Source organism: Streptomyces sp. NPDC057486 (assembly GCF_042802415.1).
Classification (GTDB): Bacteria; Actinomycetota; Actinomycetes; order Streptomycetales; family Streptomycetaceae; genus Streptomyces; species Streptomyces yanii.
This window is the reverse complement of the sequence record NZ_JBHVEE010000051.1, coordinates 25502-39897: the sequence shown is the minus strand read 5'-3', so window position 1 is coordinate 39897 and position 14396 is coordinate 25502. Positions and strand designations below refer to the sequence as shown.

Below are 14396 nucleotides of genomic sequence, written 5' to 3'. Positions count from 1 at the left end.
CGACGGAGACGACCGGGAGCCCGGGACTCGTCGGGCGGCTCCGGGCAGGTCAGCCCAGGTCGGGGATACGCCAGTCGATGGCCGGGTGTCCCTGCGCCGCGACCGCCTCGTTGATCTGCGTGAACGGACGGGAGCCGAAGAACTTCTTCGCGGACAGCGGAGACGGATGTGCGCCCTTCACCACCACATGGCGCTCCTCGTCGATCAGCGGGAGCTTCTTCTGGGCGTAGTTGCCCCAGAGCACGAAGACCGCCGGATCGGGCCTCGTGGACACCGCGTGGATCACCGCGTCCGTGAACTTCTCCCAGCCCTTGCCCTTGTGCGAGTTGGCCTCGCCGGCGCGGACCGTCAGCACGGCGTTGAGCAGCAGGACGCCCTGCTCGGCCCACGGCATCAGATACCCGTTGTCCGGGACCGGCAGGCCGAGCTCCTCCTTCATCTCCTTGTAGATGTTCCGCAAGGACGGCGGTGTCCTGACGCCGGGCCGCACGGAGAAGCACAGCCCGTGCCCCTGCCCCTCGCCGTGGTACGGGTCCTGGCCGAGGACCAGGACCTTCACCTTGTCGTACGGAGTGGCTTCCAACGCCGCGAAGACCTGCTCGCGGGGCGGGTAGACCGGCCCCTTGGCCCGCTCCTCCTCGACGAACTCGGTGAGCTCCTTGAAGTACGGCTTCTGCAGCTCTTCGCCGAGGACGCCGCGCCAGGACTCGGGCAGCAGGTCGGTGTCAGTCACTTCAACAACCTCCGGTACGCAATCAGTTCTTGACCACAGAACCTACCGGGGGCCACTGACAACCGGCCGGGCGAGTCCTACCAGCTGGCCTTGCGGTACAGCTCCCACAACTGCATGACCGTCTGCGGGTCCAGGGCGCGCTCGCCGCCACCGATGTCCTCGCCCGCCGCGACATAGAGCTTGCCCTGCCACAGAGGCAGCAGCCGGACGTCGTCGACCAGGATGTTCTGAGCCTGCTCGAACTGCTTACTGACCGCGCCCCGGTCGCTCTCCTGGCGGGTCTGCGGCAGCAGGTGCTGGGTGATCTCGGTCTTGTCGTACGGCATCCCGGTGACACTCTCCTTGCCCACGAAGGGAGCGATGAAGTTGTCCGGGTCCGGGAAGTCCGGGAACCAGCCGCGGCCGAAGACCGGGTACTGCCCCTTGGTGAAGCCCTCCTGGAACTTCTTCCACGGCAGGCCCTTCAGCGTGATCTTGAACAGACCCGACGCTTCCAGCTGATGCTTCAGCTCACCGAACTCGGGTTCCGTCGACGAGCCGTACCGGTCGGTGGTGTACCAGAACGTCATCGCGACGGGCTCGGTGATGCCCGCCTTGACCAGGATCTGCTTGGCCTTCTGCCGGCTCGGGTTGCCGAAGGTGTCGAAGAAACTGGTGGTGTGGCCGGCGATACCCTTGGGGATCATGGAATACAGAGGCTCGGCGGTGCCCTGGTAGACCTTGGCGACGAGCGCGTCCCGGTCGACGAGCTGTGCGACGGCCCGGCGGACGGCGGGGTTCCCGGCAGCCGGGTCGTCGGGGTTGAAGACCAGGAAGCGGATGTCGGCGCCGACGGTCTCGATCAACTGCAGCTTGCTGTTCTTTCCCTTGTTGTCCTCGAGGTTCACCACCTCCTCCGCGGTGAGACCGCGGTAGGTGGCGTCGACCTGGTTCTTCTTCAGTGCGTCGACCAGGGGGGCGGACCCCTTGAAGTACCGGATGGTCACGGCGTTGTTCTTGCGGTTGGCGAAGCCCTTGTAGCCCTGGTTCTTCACCAGCTCGGCCCGGTCCCCCGGCACGTAGCTGTCCAGGAGGTACGGGCCCGATCCGGTGACCTTGCCGTCCTCGCGGAGCTTGTCCTTCGGGTAGTCGCTGGGCGCCACGAGGGACATCGCAGGGGTGGCCAGAATGAACGGGAACGTGGCGTCCGGCCTGTTCAGGTGGAAGACGACGGTGTCGTCGCCCTTGGTCTCGACCCGGTCGAGCGAGCCGAGCATGCCAAGGGGGCCGCCCTTGACCTTGATGGTCCTGATCCGGTCGATGGAGTACTTCACAGCCTCGGCGTCGAGCTTGTCCCCATTGGAGAACTTCAGGCCCTCCTTGAGCGTGCAGCGGTAGGCCGTGCTGGTCCGGTCCGTGAACACACAGGAGTCCGCGGCGTCGGGCTCCGGACTCGTACTGCCGGTGGGGAAGCTCACCAGGGTCTGGAAGACGTTCCGCATCAGCTCCCACGAGTTGTCCCATGCCGCCGCCGGATCGAGGGTGGAGGGCTCACTCGTGGTACCGACGGCTATCTTCTGCTTCGCCTCCGAGTCATCGTTGGAAAGCAGACCGCAGCCGGCCAGCAGAGAAAGGGAAGCAAGGGCTGCAGCAGCCTGCAGCCTGGCCCGGTAGAACACGTGCACGCTCCTCGATCAGCCATGGATCGGCAGACCATACCGCAGCGCCCCGTCGGGTCAATCCGCAGGTCCGACGGGGCACTTGAGTCAATCAGGGCCAAACCGGAGCAGGCTGCGCTCAGCCCACGCCCGCATTCAGGAAGATGCCTCCGTCGACCACCAGCGTCTGTCCGGTGATCCAGTCGGACTGGCTCGACGTGAGGAACGCGGCGGCTCCGCCGATGTCCGCGGGGACACCGAGCCGGCCGAGCGGATAGGCGGCTGCCGCCTCCTCCTCGCGCCCCTCGTACAGCGCCGCGGCGAACTTGGTCCTGACCACGGCCGGAGCGATCGAGTTGACCCGGACGCCCGGGGCGAACTCGTGCGCCAGCTGCAGGGTCAGATTGACCATGGCCGCCTTGCTCATGCCGTACGCGCCGACGAAGGGCGAGGCCGAGACACCGGCGACCGAGGCGATATTGACGATCGCCCCGCCGTTCTCCTTCTGCCAGGCCTTCCACGTCTGCTGGGCGAAGCCGAGCGCCGAGATCACATTGGTCTCGTAGACCTTGCGCGCGACATTGAGGTCGAGCTCGGCGATCGGGCCGAACACCGGGTTCGTACCTGCGTTGTTGACCAGGAAGTCCAGGCGGCCGAACGCCTCCATGGTGCGCTCGACCGCCGCCGCCCGGTGCGCCTCGTCGTGCGCCTTGCCCGCGACGGCGATGACCCGGTCGGAGCCCAGCTTCTCGACGGCCTCCTTGAGGGCGTCCTCGCCGCGCCCGGTGATGCACACCCGGTCGCCGCGGGCGACCAGCGCCTCCGCGATTCCGTAACCGATCCCCCGGCTCGCGCCCGTGATGAGCGCGACCTTTCCGCTGTCCTGCACAGTCATGATGTCTGCTGTCCTTCGGGTCAGTTGAGCGGTCCGCCGGCGACATACATGACCTGGCCGGAGACGAAGCCCGCGTCGTCGCCGGTGAAGAAGGCGATGGCGTTGGCGATGTCCTCCGGGCGGCCCACGCGCTGCACGGGGATCTGAGTCGCGGCGGCAGCCTGGAACTCCTCGAATCCCATGCCGACCCGGGCCGCGGTCTGCGCGGTCATCTCGGTGACGATGAAGCCGGGGGCGACGGCGTTGGCGGTGATGCCGAACTTGCCGAGTTCCTTGGCGAGGGTCTTGGTGAAGCCCTGCAGACCGGCCTTGACGGCGGAGTAGTTCGCCTGACCGCGGTTGCCGAGCGCCGAGGACGAGGACAGCGAGACGATACGGCCGAACTTGGCGTCCACCATGTGCTTCTGGACGGCCTTGGCCATCAGGAACGCGCCCTTCAGGTGCACGTTCATCACGGTGTCCCAGTCGGACTCGCTCATCTTGAAGAGCAGGTTGTCGCGGAGCACGCCCGCGTTGTTGACGAGGATCGTCGGCGCACCGAGCTCGGCGACGACCCGCGCCACGGCGGCCTCCACCTGGGCGCTGTCCGACACGTCGCAGCCGACGGCGAGGGCGGTGCCCCCGGCGGCAGTGATCTTCTCGACGGTGTCCTTGCAGGCCGCCTCGTCGAGGTCGAGTACGGCGACGGCGCGGCCCTCGGCCGCCAGGCGTACCGCGGTGGCGGCGCCAATGCCTCGCGCCGCTCCCGTCACGATGGCGACACGCTGCTCGGTGGTGGACATGCTTGGTTCTCCTCGCCCTTGGATCGCGGCTCAGCGGACGTCAGGAAGTTCCCGATGACTGAGCAACCGCTTAGTACCTTCAGCAGACGAGACGCTAGAAGCCCTGGCACTCGGTGTCAACGGCCCACGGGCGCAGCAGTGCATGTCACACCGGACGGCGCCGCGACCGCAGGGTCCTGCGGGCGGCGCCGACGGTGGCCGGATCAGCGCACCAGCAGGTCGAGCAGCCGCTCGACCTCGGCCTCCGGATCGGCGGTGAGTCCGCTGTGCACGGCACTCGGCTGGACCACCGTGGAGCGCGGGGCGATCAGCCAGCGAAAGCGCCGCCCGGCGTCGTCACCGGCGGCCTGGCCGGCCGCGTCGCCACCACCACAGACACCCTCGACGGCCCGCAGCGCCGCCCGGACCCCGACCACGTCGGCGTTCGGGTCGAGCGCCCTCAGCTTGCCCTCGTCGAGATGGGTGCGGGCCGCCACGAAGGACTTGGCTCGGCAGTACACCAGCACGCCCGCGTTGAAGCACTCACCGCGCTCGACCCGGGGCACGACGCGCAGCAGCGCGTACTCGAAGACATCACGCTTGCTCACTGACTGTCGTCCTCGCTGCTCTGCGCCTCGTCGGCCCGCCCGGCCGCCGCCTTCTCCGCCGCCGCCTTCTCGGCGCGGTCCTTCTTCGTGGGATGCGGCCACGGAGTGAGTCGCTCGGTCAGCCACCCCGGCGCGCGGGACGGCGTCGTCCTCATGGGCGCGTCCATCGAGATCCGCTCGTGGATGGTGGCGGCGCGCGCCAGCAGCGGCTCCACATAGGCGCGGCGCAGCGCATCCGTCGTGTCGAAACCGGGCTCGTCGACCAGCCATTCGTCGGGCACCTCGGCGGTCACCTCGGTCAGCAGCTGCTCGGTGACGAGCGGGGCGAGCTCGGCGGCTGCGGCGGCGATGTCCGGGCCGAAGGGCGCGAGCACATGATCGGAGGCGTTGTACGGCTTGGCCGCGGAGGCCTGCGCACCCGGCCAGTTGTGGTGCCAGATCATCGTGGCGCCATGATCGATGAGCCAGGCGTCCCCGTGCCAGACCAGCATATTGGGGTTCCGCCACGACCGGTCGACATTGTTGATCAACGCATCGAACCACACGATCTTCCCGGCCTCTGCCGGGTCCACCTGATAGGCGAGCGGATCGAACCCGATCGAGCCGGGCAGATAGTCCATTCCGAGATTCAGTCCGCCGCTCGCCTTGAGCAGTTCCTGCACCTCTTGGTCCGGCTCCGCGAGCCCGATGACCGGGTCGAGCTGGATGGTGACGAGCTCCGGGACCCGCAGTCCCAGTCGCCGGCCGAGTTCCCCGCAGATGACCTCCGCGACGAGGGTCTTGCGGCCCTGTCCGGCGCCGGTGAACTTCATGACGTAGGTACCGAGATCGTCGGCCTCGACGATCCCGGGGAGTGAGCCGCCCTCACGCAGGGGCGTGACATAGCGGGTCGCTGTGACTTCCATGAGCATTTTACCAGGCTATCCGTTCATCCAGCCTTGCCATCAAAGGGACATGACCCTCACCTCCGTCGCCTGACTCAGCAGCCCGGAGGCCCGGGGAGAATCTGGGGAGTTTCAGCCGAGAGGCACCCCCGCCCCCACAACCATCGGCGGGCTCCCACCACCAGCGTAGGGGCCGCGATCGCCTCATCCGCCCAGGAACCACAGCAGCTCGAAGGAGAGCATCGTCGGCCGGTGGGCGCAAGCACCACCCGAGGAGGCCGGCCGGAGCGACCAACAACTGCTCCTGAACATAAGGGACATGCCCTTGACCAGATGCCGGGCGAGCAGCATGTCATGCACGACGGGGTCGCCCGATACGAGGCCCCGCCAACCCGTACGGCAAGGGCGCCCGGATCCAGGGCATCCACAACGCCCACCGCCATCGCGGCGACCGCCTCGGCCGCGCCGCCGCCCCGCACCGTCTCCTCGACCCCCTCGGCCGGCCCCCTCATCGGCGTCGAGCTGCACGTCCTGACCCGCAGGACATGTGACCGTCGCCCGCACGCTGGGGCTCTCCGTCACGCTGCCGGCGGCGGGACGACCGCACACGGTGCTGCCGCCCTCCGGGTCGACCCGCCTGGTCACCCAGGAGAAGACTGCGGCCATCCATTGGTCCCGGAGCGGGACCTCCTGGGGAAATCCCGCGGTCGTTGAACATGGGACATCGACCGCACGTATCCCTGGTCGAAGCCATGAACACTGCGGAAGGGAATGCCAGCATGAGCGCATCGCAGGAGCACGAGGTCCGTCCCGGGCGTCGCACCGTCGTCGCAGCCGCCGGTGCCGTCGGAGTGGCCGCCGTACTCACCGCGTGCGGCGGCTCGAAGGACTCGGGCGGCTCGACTGCCGTCGAACAGGCCGGTGCCGGCGGCGCTGCGGGCGTCCTGGCGAAGACCGCCGACATCCCCGAGGGCGGCGGGAAGGTCTTCGCCGACAAGGGTGTCGTCGTCACGCAGCCGAAGGCCGGGGAGTTCAAGGCGTTCTCGTCGAAGTGCACGCATCAGGGGTGCGCGGTGTCGAGCGTCGCGGACGGCACGATCAACTGCCCGTGTCACGGCAGTAAGTTCGACGCCGCGACGGGCAGTGTGTCGGCGGGCCCGGCCACCGAGCCGCTGCCCGCCGCGTCGATCAAGGTCGAGGGCGACTCGATCACGCTCGCCTCGTAGGTCGGGCCCCGGCCCTCCGGGGGCTCTGCCAGCAGCCCAGCACGTCCTGCGTGGTGGTGACGGTGGCGACGAGGGCGAGCGTGTTACGGATCATCGCGGGGGTGTAGTCGGCGGGCACCCCCGCGATGGCGTCGGACGGCACGACCGCCGTGTACCCGAGATTCACCGCGTCGAAGACGGCGTTGGGGATGGCGACATTGGCCGAGACACCGGCGACGACAAGGGTTCGGCAGCCGAGATTGCGGAGCAGTGCGTCCACATCGGTGCCGGCGATGGGCGAGAGGCCGTGCAGCCTGCGTACGACGATGTCCTCGTCTGCCACCTCGATGGGCGCGGCAATCCGGACCGCCGTGGTGCCGGAGTGCTGCTGCACGGGCAGGCGCCCGGCGGCCCGGAAGAGGCGGGCGTTGTGGTTGGCACCGCGCCCGTCGGGGCGCCGTTCGGCGACCGCGTGCAGCACCTGGACACCGGCCTCGTGGGCGGCTGCGACCAGCCGGGCGACATGCCGGAGGGCGCCGGATCCGCGCGCCTCGTCGGCGAGTTCGGGCAGTGCGCTGTCGGGGCCCACGACTCCCTGCTGGCACTCGACCGTCAGGAGAGCGGTGGTGGCCGGGTCGAGCTGCTCGGCGAGCTGTTCCCTGGACGGCACGGCTGCCCCTCTCTGTGGCTCCTGGTGTCCGTCGGCGGCCTTTCTGCCGACAGCCGGGCGCGCGAGGCTAACGGCCATTGCGCTGAGAGGGAAGAGGATCCATGATTTCTGACACATGGTCAGCCAATTGGAAGGGGCGCCCCATGGCCGTCATTCAGCGACGGGGCCGTCGGATCATGATGACGGACGCGGAACGCGACACGTACCTCACTGAGCAGCGCACCTGCCGGGTCGCCACCGTCTCCGCCGACGGCCGCCCGCACATCGGCGCACTCTGGTTCACCTGGGACGGCACCTCGCTCTGGCTGTACTCGATCACCCGGTCCCTGCGCTGGTCACAGCTGTGCCAGGACCCGAAGATCGCGGTGGTCGTCGACGACGGGGTGGAGTACGGAGAACTGCGTGGCGTCGAACTCTCGGGCGAGGCAGCCTTCGTCGGCGAGGCCCCTCGTACCGGCGACGACTGTCCCGAACTGGACGTTCCGGAGCGCCTGTTCGCGGCGAAGTACTTCGGGATGGACGTGATGCCGCACGACGGGCGGCACGCGTGGCTGCGACTCAGCCCGGAGACGATCACCTCCTGGGACTTCCGGAAACTGGCAGACCCGGCCTGATTCCACCACCCCACCGTCACGAGGTCAGGCCACGCCGTCCCCGTTCAGCGGAGCGTCGAACTCCCGGCCCGCCGCACGCAGAGCCGCAACCGCCGCCCTGATCGACGGGCGGCGGTCCGCGTCCACCCGCCACACGGCGTGGACGTGCCGCCTCATCTTCTGCCGCACGGGCACGAGCCGCACCCCGTCCGGCACCGCCCCCCGCCCCAGCCGGGGCGCCACGCAGACGCCCACGCCGGCGGCGATCAGCGCGAGCTGGGTGTGGTGTTCGCCCGCGAGATGAGCGATGCGCGGCTCGATGCCCTTGGAGCGCAGCGTGAACATCAGCCAGTCGTGACAGAACTCGCCCTCCGGCCAGGAGATCCAGTCGTCGTCGGCGAAGTCCTCCAGATCCACTTCCGCCCGGCCCGCGAGCGGGTGACCGGCCGGCATCGCGATGTCTGGTGCGTCGTCGAGCAGTTCGGCCATGGCCAGACCGCCGGGGACCGGCAGCCTCTTGTTGCTCCAGTCGAGCACCACCGCCAGATCGATATCGCCCCGCATCACGGCACGGATGCCGGCTTCCGGCTCCAACTCGGCCGTGCGCACCTTCAGTTCGGGGTGGTCCGCGCGCAGCGTGACAAGCGTCGCCGGGAACAGTCCACGCGCGGCGGTCGGAAACGCGCCGAGCCGGATTTCGCCCACCACCTCTCCGCGCTGGGCCTCGATGTCCGACTGGGCCAGCTCGACCTGGGACAGGATCCGCGCGGCATGATCGGCGAGCAACTGGCCCGCGTCGGTGAGCCGGACCCCGCGGCCGTTCCTGGCGAGCAGCTGCTGCCCCACTTCGCGCTCCAGTTTGGCGAGCTGCTGGGAGACCGCCGACGTGGTGACATGCAGGCCCTCGGCCGCACCGCTCACCGAACCGAAGCGCGCGAGGGCGTCCAGGGTGCGCAGACGCTCCAGGTTCAACATGTAAGCAATGCTACGCGAAGCCCCCCACAAAGTCTCACTTGTCCTACGCGGTCGAAGTTGTCATCGTTGTCCTCATGACCGCCCGCACCGCGACCGCCGCCCCCACCCGGGCGACCGGTGTCCCCGCTCCCTCCTCCGCACGCCGCCCCGCACTGGACTGGCGGATCCGTTTCGCGGCACTCTCGCTCATCTGGGGCTTCAGCTTTCTCCTGATCAAGGTCGGCACCGAGGGGTACGCCCCGTTCCAGGTGACGCTCGGCCGACTGCTGTCGGGGACGGCGGTGCTGGCCGTCGCCATGGTGGTGCGCCGTGAGCGGCTGCCGCGCACCGCCCGCACCTGGGGCCATCTCGCCGTCGCCGCGTTCTTCCTCAACGCGCTGCCGTTCTCGCTCTTCGCCTACTCCGAACTGACCATCCCGTCGACGCTGGCCGGCATCTGCAACGCCACCTCGCCGCTGTGGGGCATGGCACTGTCCCTCGTCGCGCTGTCCGAGGACCGGCCGACCCGTCGCCGCGTGGCGGGACTCGGCCTCGGCTTCCTCGGTGTGCTGACGGTGCTGGGCGCCTGGCAGGGCTTCTCCGGGCTGGACTTCAGCGGGACGGCGATGGCGCTCCTCGCCTCCCTCAGCTACCCGGTCGGCTGGATCTACGTCCGCAGGACCCTGGCGGGCACCGGGTCGTCCACCCTCGCCCTGACCGGCAGCCAGCTCTTCCTCGGCACCGCGCAGATCGCCCTGGTCACCCCCCTGTTCACATCGGCCCCGGACGGCTTCCCCCTGCTGCCGACACTCGCCGTCGTCGCACTGGGGGCGCTCGGTACGGGCCTTGCGGTGCTGATGCAGTACGGCCTGGTCCAGGAGGTCGGGCCGACGACCGCACAGATGGTCACGTATTTCATTCCGGTCATCGCCACCGCGGCCGGGGTCGCCCTGCTCGGTGAACAGCTGACCTGGAACACCCCGGTCGGCGCCCTGATCGTCCTGGCGGGCGCCGCCCTGACCCAGAGCAGAGCCCGTAAGCCCAAGCCCGGACCGCTCGCCCCGTCCCGCCCGACCACCGAACGCCACCCGGCTCAGCCGTAATTCAACGGGCGGAGCGGTCCGGCCGCTGCCGCGACCGCATCCGCCAGCGGCTCGATGTCGGCCGCGGTGAGCGGTGACACGGTGAGCCGGACCCCCTGGGGTGCGGCGACCCGGAACCGCGCCCCGGGCGCCACCGCCCAGCCCGCGCCCAGCAGCCTGGCGACGGTCCCCGTCTCGTCGCTCACCGGCACCCACACATTCATACCGCTGCGGCCGTGCGCCTCGACACCGCGCTCCTTCAGCGCCCGGACGAGCGCGTCCCGCCGCTCCCCGTACGACCGGGCGACCGCGCCGGTGTCGACGGCGCCCGAGGTCAGCAGGTGCGCCACCGCCCGCTGCAGCAGTCTGCTGACCCAGCCGGGCCCCAGTCCCTGCCGCCCCAGGACCCGGTCGACCGTGACCGGGTCCCCGGTCAGCACGGCAACCCGCAGATCGGGTCCGTACGCCTTGGCGACCGACCGCACGAACGCCCACCGGTCCGTGACACCCGCCAGCGGGTGCAGCGGCAGATCGACGATGGCGTGTCCGTGATCGTCCTCGATCAGCAGGACTCCGCGATGACCGGCGAGAACGCGGCGCAAGTCCGCGGCGCGCGCCTCCCCGACAGCGGCACCTGTCGGGTTCTGCGCACGGTCGGTCACCACGAGCGCACGGGCACCGGCGTTCAGCGCCTCTTCGACGGCGTCGGGCAGCGGCCCCTCGTCGTCCACGGGGATCGGCACGGGTCGCAGACCCAGCGCCGGTACGAGATCGAGAAGGGAGCCCCAGCCGGGGTCCTCAAGGGCGACCGCGTCACCGGGCTTGAGGTGGGCGACCAGCACCCGCTCGATCGCGTCCAGGGATCCGGAGGTGACGGCCACGGGCCCGGCCGGCACCCCGTCCGCGTCGAGGGCGGCGCGCGCCAGAGCAGCGAACTCCGGGTCCACCGGCACCTCTCCGTACATCCCCGGCCGCTCCCCGTACGCCCGCGTGGCCGCCGCGAACGCCTCGTCCAGTGGTGGCAGCAACGCCGGATCAGGGTTCCCCTCTCCCAGATCGCGCACCCCGGGCGGCGCCTCGACCCGGAGCGAGCCACGCGCCGTGCTGGCGGGGCGCGGACGCACCCGGCTCCCCCGGCGACCGGCCGTCTCGATCACCCCGCGCTCGCGAAGGGTGCGGTAGGCGGCCGCGACCGTATTCGGGTTGACCTCCAGCCGGGCCGCCAACTCCCGCATGGGCGGCAGGACTTGCCCGGGCGCGAGCTCGCCCGACCCGACCGCTCGCTCGACACTCGCGGCAATCTCCGATGCACGCCGCCCAACGATCCGATACTCTTCTAGCACAAAAATGATTATGCACTAGTGCAATGGAGTTTGTCATGCCGGACACCGCACCGCCGCAGACCACGGGCCCAGAGGCGGCAGCCCCGTACGAACCGACCGAGCGGACCGTCCCGACCCGCTCCCGGGAGCGGGCCTCCTACGACAGGGAGCTGGTCCACTCGATACTCGACGAGGCCTACCTCTGCCATCTCGGCTTCGTCCGCGACGGCGCACCGGTCGTCCTGCCCACACTCTTCGGCCGGATCGGCGAGCGGCTGTACGTACACGGCTCCACCGGCTCGCGGCCGCTTCGGCAGGCCGGCGAGACGGATCCCGGCCTGCCCGTCTGCCTCACGGTGACGCATGTCGACGGGCTGGTGCTGGCCCGCTCCGCCTTTCACCACTCGATCAACTACCGCTCCGTGGTGGTGCACGGCATCGCCCGCACGGTGAGCGATCCGGAGGAGCGACGTACCGCGCTCGACGCGATCGTCGACCACGTCGTCCCGGGCCGGACCGCGGACTCCCGCCCGGCGAACGCCAAGGAACTCGCCGCGACGGCCGTGATCCGGCTGGACCTCGACGAGGTCTCCGCGAAGGTGCGCACCGGCGGCCCGAACGACGATCCGGACGATCTCGCACTGCCGCACTGGGCGGGCGTGGTTCCGCTGGCCCGCGGCTACCGTGCGCCGCAGCCGTCGGACGACCTCGATCCGGCCATCGCCGTGCCCGACTATCTGACCGTTCTCTGATGCCCCCGGAGGCGACCACCATCGGTGGCCGCTCCCGGCACAGTCAGGCAGGAACGGCCGCCCGGCGGCGGGTGCTCGCCGCACTGCGCGTCTCGGCGACGGCGAGCCCCGCCACCGCCGTGAGGAGCAGGAGCGTGCCGACCACCGTGGCCGCGGTGAGCTGCTCCCCGAGCACGACGACGGCGATGACCGCGGCGCTCACCGGTTCCAGCAGCATGATCACGGACACCGTAGCGGCCCGCACCACCGCGGCGCCCGCGAAGTAGAGCGCGTAGGCGAGCGCGGTGGGGACGGCCGCCACGTACACCAGGAGCCACACCACCTGGGCGGCGTCCGCGGTGTGCGGCACGAGTCCTTCCGCAGCCGCCATCGGCAGCAGCCCGAGCGCCCCGATCCCGAAGGCCCACGCGCTGGTGGCGAGCGGGTCCGAGCCGCCGCCGTCGCGGCCGAGCCACCGGGTCAGCAGGGTGATGGCGGCGTATCCGGAGGCCGAGAGCAACGCCAGCACCACCCCGGCGGGACGCACCGCGGCGCCCTCGCCACCGAGCACCAGCACGGCGAGGCCGGCGAGCGCGCCCAGCACCGCGGCGAGCCCTCCGCCGCCGAGCCGCTCCCCCATGGTCAGCCGCGCGCCGACGGCGATGAGCACGGGCCCGGCCCCGAGCGTCACGACGGTACCGACCGCAAGACCGGTCGCCTCGACGGCCGCGAAGTACGCGCTCTGGAACACGGTGAGGCCGACGCCGGTTCCGAGGATGCGCAGCAGGCGGCGCCGCCGCGACTCGGCGGAGACGGCTGCGCGTCGCGGCCGCAGTACGAGCACGGCGAGCAGCAGCACGAGACCGCCGACGCAACGCCAGAACGAGAGGGCGAGCGGACCGAGATCGCTGACCCGGAAGATCAGCGAGGCGGCAGCCCCTGCGGTCCCCCAGGCCACCCCGGCGACGATCAGATAGAACAGGCTTCGCCCGACGGGCAGGCGGGAGGCAGGATTCGACATGTGCACTTCTCCTGGGGAAGACAGATGGTGGTCGCTCGGCTCGGCACGCGGGCAGCGACGATCCGCTCGGGGACTTCCCGAGCCCGGCCTTCGTCAGGAGTGGCCGCCCGCGCTAGGCGGCAGGCGGCGGAAGCACGGTGAGATGCACGATCGGCACATTACGTGGCGGCGCCGCGGGCGGACAACTCACCCTCGACGGCATCCCGGCCACCGCCCCCGCCCCGCCCCGAAGCGACGGGCCCGGAGGGGGCCTTGGGCGTCGACGACTGGGCGATGAACGCACCGATCAGCACCATGGCACCGCCGATGAGCTGCGGCGCTGTGAGGTGTTCCCCGAGCAGCACCCAGGCGAGCACGGTGGCGATGACGGCCTCCAGGCAGGCGACGACACCCGCCACCGCCGGAGACAGCAGCCGCACCGAGATCACGCCGGTGACATAGGCGATCACGGTGGCGAGCAGCACGATCCAGCCGAGCAGCAACCAGGCGGGAACCTCCGTGCCGTTCATGCCGGTGCTGCCGCCGAGGACCGACCAGTCCATCCCCCAGGGCCGCGCCACCACCGTGAGGACGGCCGCGCCGATCAGCAGTCCGTACGCGATGACGCCGACCGGATGCGGAGGCTCCACGCCCGCCGTGTCCCCGCTCCCCGGGTCGGAGAGGACGAAGTAGCCGACCTGGCAGCAGGCGGCACCGAGGGCGAGCACCAGCCCGACGGCATCGAAGCTCAGCCCGGACCACACCTCGACCACGCAGGCGAGACCGCCGACCGCGAGAACGACGCCGACCGCGGCGGCCCGGGTGACGGGACGGCGCTGCACGAACCGGACCCATCCCAGGACGAGCGCGGGCGCCAGATATTCGACGAGCAGCGCGACACCGACCGGGATGCGGGAGATCGCAGCGAAATAGCAGGCCTGGACGCCCGCGACGGCGAGCAGCCCGAAGCCCAGGAGCAGCACGGGACGGCTGCGTACGAGACCCCGGTGGCGCCACGCCACGGGAAGCATGACGAGCGCGGCGCCCGTCACCCGCAGCCACACCACATGGAGGGGGTCGAGCCCCGCCTCGATCAGCGGCTTGGCCGCCACCCCGGAACCACCGAATGCGAACGCCGAGGCCAGGGCTAGTCCCAGGCCGGCGCTTCTCCCCTGAGACGCGTGCATCGGCACATCATGGCAGCTACCGTCATGAGCGTCACCCCGGTGACCACTGTCGCACGTAACACTCCGATACCACCTTGGCCCCTGACCGCCGTGACGGCCCCTCGCACCTCGCGCGCCGACCGCCGCCGAGCCAC

The 14396-nt window shown here is 70.4% G+C and carries 16 protein-coding genes; 4 read left to right on the top strand and 12 right to left on the bottom strand.

Features of this window, described 5'->3' with window-relative positions:
• Positions 1 to 49 precede the first annotated feature (49 nt).
• The 7 genes from ACFU6I_RS23640 to ACFU6I_RS23610 form a co-directional block, all read right to left on the bottom strand.
• Positions 50 to 733, bottom strand: coding sequence for a uracil-DNA glycosylase (locus ACFU6I_RS23640; RefSeq protein ID WP_384370107.1), 684 nt, complete (start codon positions 731 to 733; stop codon positions 50 to 52).
• Between the two features lie 77 nt (positions 734 to 810).
• Positions 811 to 2391, bottom strand: a complete 1581-nt coding sequence (locus tag ACFU6I_RS23635; RefSeq protein ID WP_384370104.1) for an ABC transporter substrate-binding protein — start codon at positions 2389 to 2391, stop codon at positions 811 to 813.
• A gap of 118 nt (positions 2392 to 2509) precedes the next feature.
• Entirely contained in the window at positions 2510 to 3265 is a 756-nt protein-coding gene (locus tag ACFU6I_RS23630; protein WP_384370102.1) for an SDR family oxidoreductase, read from the bottom strand.
• Between the two features lie 20 nt (positions 3266 to 3285).
• Positions 3286 to 4047, bottom strand: coding sequence for a 3-oxoacyl-ACP reductase FabG (fabG, locus tag ACFU6I_RS23625; protein WP_345511842.1), 762 nt, complete (start codon positions 4045 to 4047; stop codon positions 3286 to 3288).
• Positions 4048 to 4250: 203 nt separating this feature from the next.
• A complete protein-coding gene (locus ACFU6I_RS23620) occupies positions 4251 to 4634 on the bottom strand; it encodes a DUF3037 domain-containing protein (RefSeq protein ID WP_384370099.1) in 384 nt (127 codons plus the stop codon).
• The gene (locus ACFU6I_RS23615; protein WP_384370096.1) at positions 4631 to 5545 is read right to left on the bottom strand and encodes a HipA family kinase; all 915 of its coding nucleotides are present in this window, start codon (positions 5543 to 5545) and stop codon (positions 4631 to 4633) included. Before ACFU6I_RS23615 ends, ACFU6I_RS23620 begins: the two co-directional genes overlap by 4 nt.
• A gap of 177 nt (positions 5546 to 5722) precedes the next feature.
• Positions 5723 to 5878 (bottom strand): hypothetical protein, encoded by a 156-nt coding sequence (locus ACFU6I_RS23610; RefSeq protein ID WP_384370093.1) that lies wholly within the window; start codon positions 5876 to 5878, stop codon positions 5723 to 5725.
• Between the two features lie 419 nt (positions 5879 to 6297).
• On the opposite strand from ACFU6I_RS23610, the gene ACFU6I_RS23605 reads away from it, so the two are divergent.
• Positions 6298 to 6744 (top strand): Rieske (2Fe-2S) protein, encoded by a 447-nt coding sequence (locus ACFU6I_RS23605; RefSeq protein WP_384370090.1) that lies wholly within the window; start codon positions 6298 to 6300, stop codon positions 6742 to 6744.
• Here ACFU6I_RS23605 and ACFU6I_RS23600 read toward each other — a convergent pair.
• A complete protein-coding gene (locus ACFU6I_RS23600; RefSeq protein WP_384370087.1) occupies positions 6728 to 7393 on the bottom strand; it encodes a cysteine hydrolase in 666 nt (221 codons plus the stop codon). The two genes, ACFU6I_RS23605 and ACFU6I_RS23600, sit on opposite strands and share 17 nt — an antisense overlap.
• 143 nt (positions 7394 to 7536) lie before the next feature.
• Between ACFU6I_RS23600 and ACFU6I_RS23595 the strand changes: the two genes are divergently transcribed.
• Complete coding sequence (locus ACFU6I_RS23595) at positions 7537 to 8007, top strand: pyridoxamine 5'-phosphate oxidase family protein (protein ID WP_384370084.1); 471 nt, start codon at positions 7537 to 7539, stop codon at positions 8005 to 8007.
• A 24-nt stretch (positions 8008 to 8031) separates the two neighbouring features.
• Here the strand turns inward: ACFU6I_RS23595 and ACFU6I_RS23590 are convergent, their stop codons facing one another.
• The gene (locus ACFU6I_RS23590) at positions 8032 to 8961 is read right to left on the bottom strand and encodes a LysR family transcriptional regulator (RefSeq protein ID WP_384370081.1); all 930 of its coding nucleotides are present in this window, start codon (positions 8959 to 8961) and stop codon (positions 8032 to 8034) included.
• Between the two features lie 74 nt (positions 8962 to 9035).
• Between ACFU6I_RS23590 and ACFU6I_RS23585 the strand changes: the two genes are divergently transcribed.
• On the top strand, positions 9036 to 10043 hold the full coding sequence (locus tag ACFU6I_RS23585; RefSeq protein ID WP_384370078.1) for a DMT family transporter: 1008 nt from the start codon (positions 9036 to 9038) through the stop codon (positions 10041 to 10043).
• Here ACFU6I_RS23585 and ACFU6I_RS23580 read toward each other — a convergent pair.
• Positions 10034 to 11365, bottom strand: coding sequence for an aminotransferase class I/II-fold pyridoxal phosphate-dependent enzyme (locus ACFU6I_RS23580; protein WP_384370075.1), 1332 nt, complete (start codon positions 11363 to 11365; stop codon positions 10034 to 10036). The two genes, ACFU6I_RS23585 and ACFU6I_RS23580, sit on opposite strands and share 10 nt — an antisense overlap.
• 35 nt (positions 11366 to 11400) lie before the next feature.
• Here ACFU6I_RS23580 and ACFU6I_RS23575 point away from each other — a divergent pair, with 35 nt between their 5' ends.
• The gene (locus ACFU6I_RS23575) at positions 11401 to 12096 is read left to right on the top strand and encodes a pyridoxamine 5'-phosphate oxidase family protein (RefSeq protein ID WP_345511852.1); all 696 of its coding nucleotides are present in this window, start codon (positions 11401 to 11403) and stop codon (positions 12094 to 12096) included.
• Positions 12097 to 12139: 43 nt separating this feature from the next.
• On the opposite strand, the gene ACFU6I_RS23570 is transcribed toward ACFU6I_RS23575, so the two are convergent.
• A complete protein-coding gene (locus tag ACFU6I_RS23570) occupies positions 12140 to 13096 on the bottom strand; it encodes a DMT family transporter (protein WP_384370072.1) in 957 nt (318 codons plus the stop codon).
• A 158-nt stretch (positions 13097 to 13254) separates the two neighbouring features.
• Complete coding sequence (locus tag ACFU6I_RS23565) at positions 13255 to 14262, bottom strand: DMT family transporter (protein ID WP_384370069.1); 1008 nt, start codon at positions 14260 to 14262, stop codon at positions 13255 to 13257.
• Positions 14263 to 14396 lie beyond the last annotated feature (134 nt).

Excerpts from the sequence above, each read along its gene's own strand:
- ACFU6I_RS23570 (WP_384370072.1), bottom strand. The coding sequence starts at position 13,096 with ATGTCGAATCCTGCCTCCCGCCTGCCCGTCGGGCGAAGCCTGTTCTAT.
- ACFU6I_RS23605 (WP_384370090.1), top strand. The coding sequence starts at position 6,298 with ATGAGCGCATCGCAGGAGCACGAGGTCCGTCCCGGGCGTCGCACCGTC.
- ACFU6I_RS23595 (WP_384370084.1), top strand. The coding sequence starts at position 7,537 with ATGGCCGTCATTCAGCGACGGGGCCGTCGGATCATGATGACGGACGCG.
- ACFU6I_RS23565 (WP_384370069.1), bottom strand. The coding sequence starts at position 14,262 with ATGCACGCGTCTCAGGGGAGAAGCGCCGGCCTGGGACTAGCCCTGGCC.
- ACFU6I_RS23585 (WP_384370078.1), top strand. The coding sequence starts at position 9,036 with ATGACCGCCCGCACCGCGACCGCCGCCCCCACCCGGGCGACCGGTGTC.
- ACFU6I_RS23615 (WP_384370096.1), bottom strand. The coding sequence starts at position 5,545 with ATGCTCATGGAAGTCACAGCGACCCGCTATGTCACGCCCCTGCGTGAG.
- ACFU6I_RS23630 (WP_384370102.1), bottom strand. The coding sequence starts at position 3,265 with ATGACTGTGCAGGACAGCGGAAAGGTCGCGCTCATCACGGGCGCGAGC.
- ACFU6I_RS23590 (WP_384370081.1), bottom strand. The coding sequence starts at position 8,961 with ATGTTGAACCTGGAGCGTCTGCGCACCCTGGACGCCCTCGCGCGCTTC.
- fabG (WP_345511842.1), bottom strand. The coding sequence starts at position 4,047 with ATGTCCACCACCGAGCAGCGTGTCGCCATCGTGACGGGAGCGGCGCGA.
- ACFU6I_RS23575 (WP_345511852.1), top strand. The coding sequence starts at position 11,401 with ATGCCGGACACCGCACCGCCGCAGACCACGGGCCCAGAGGCGGCAGCC.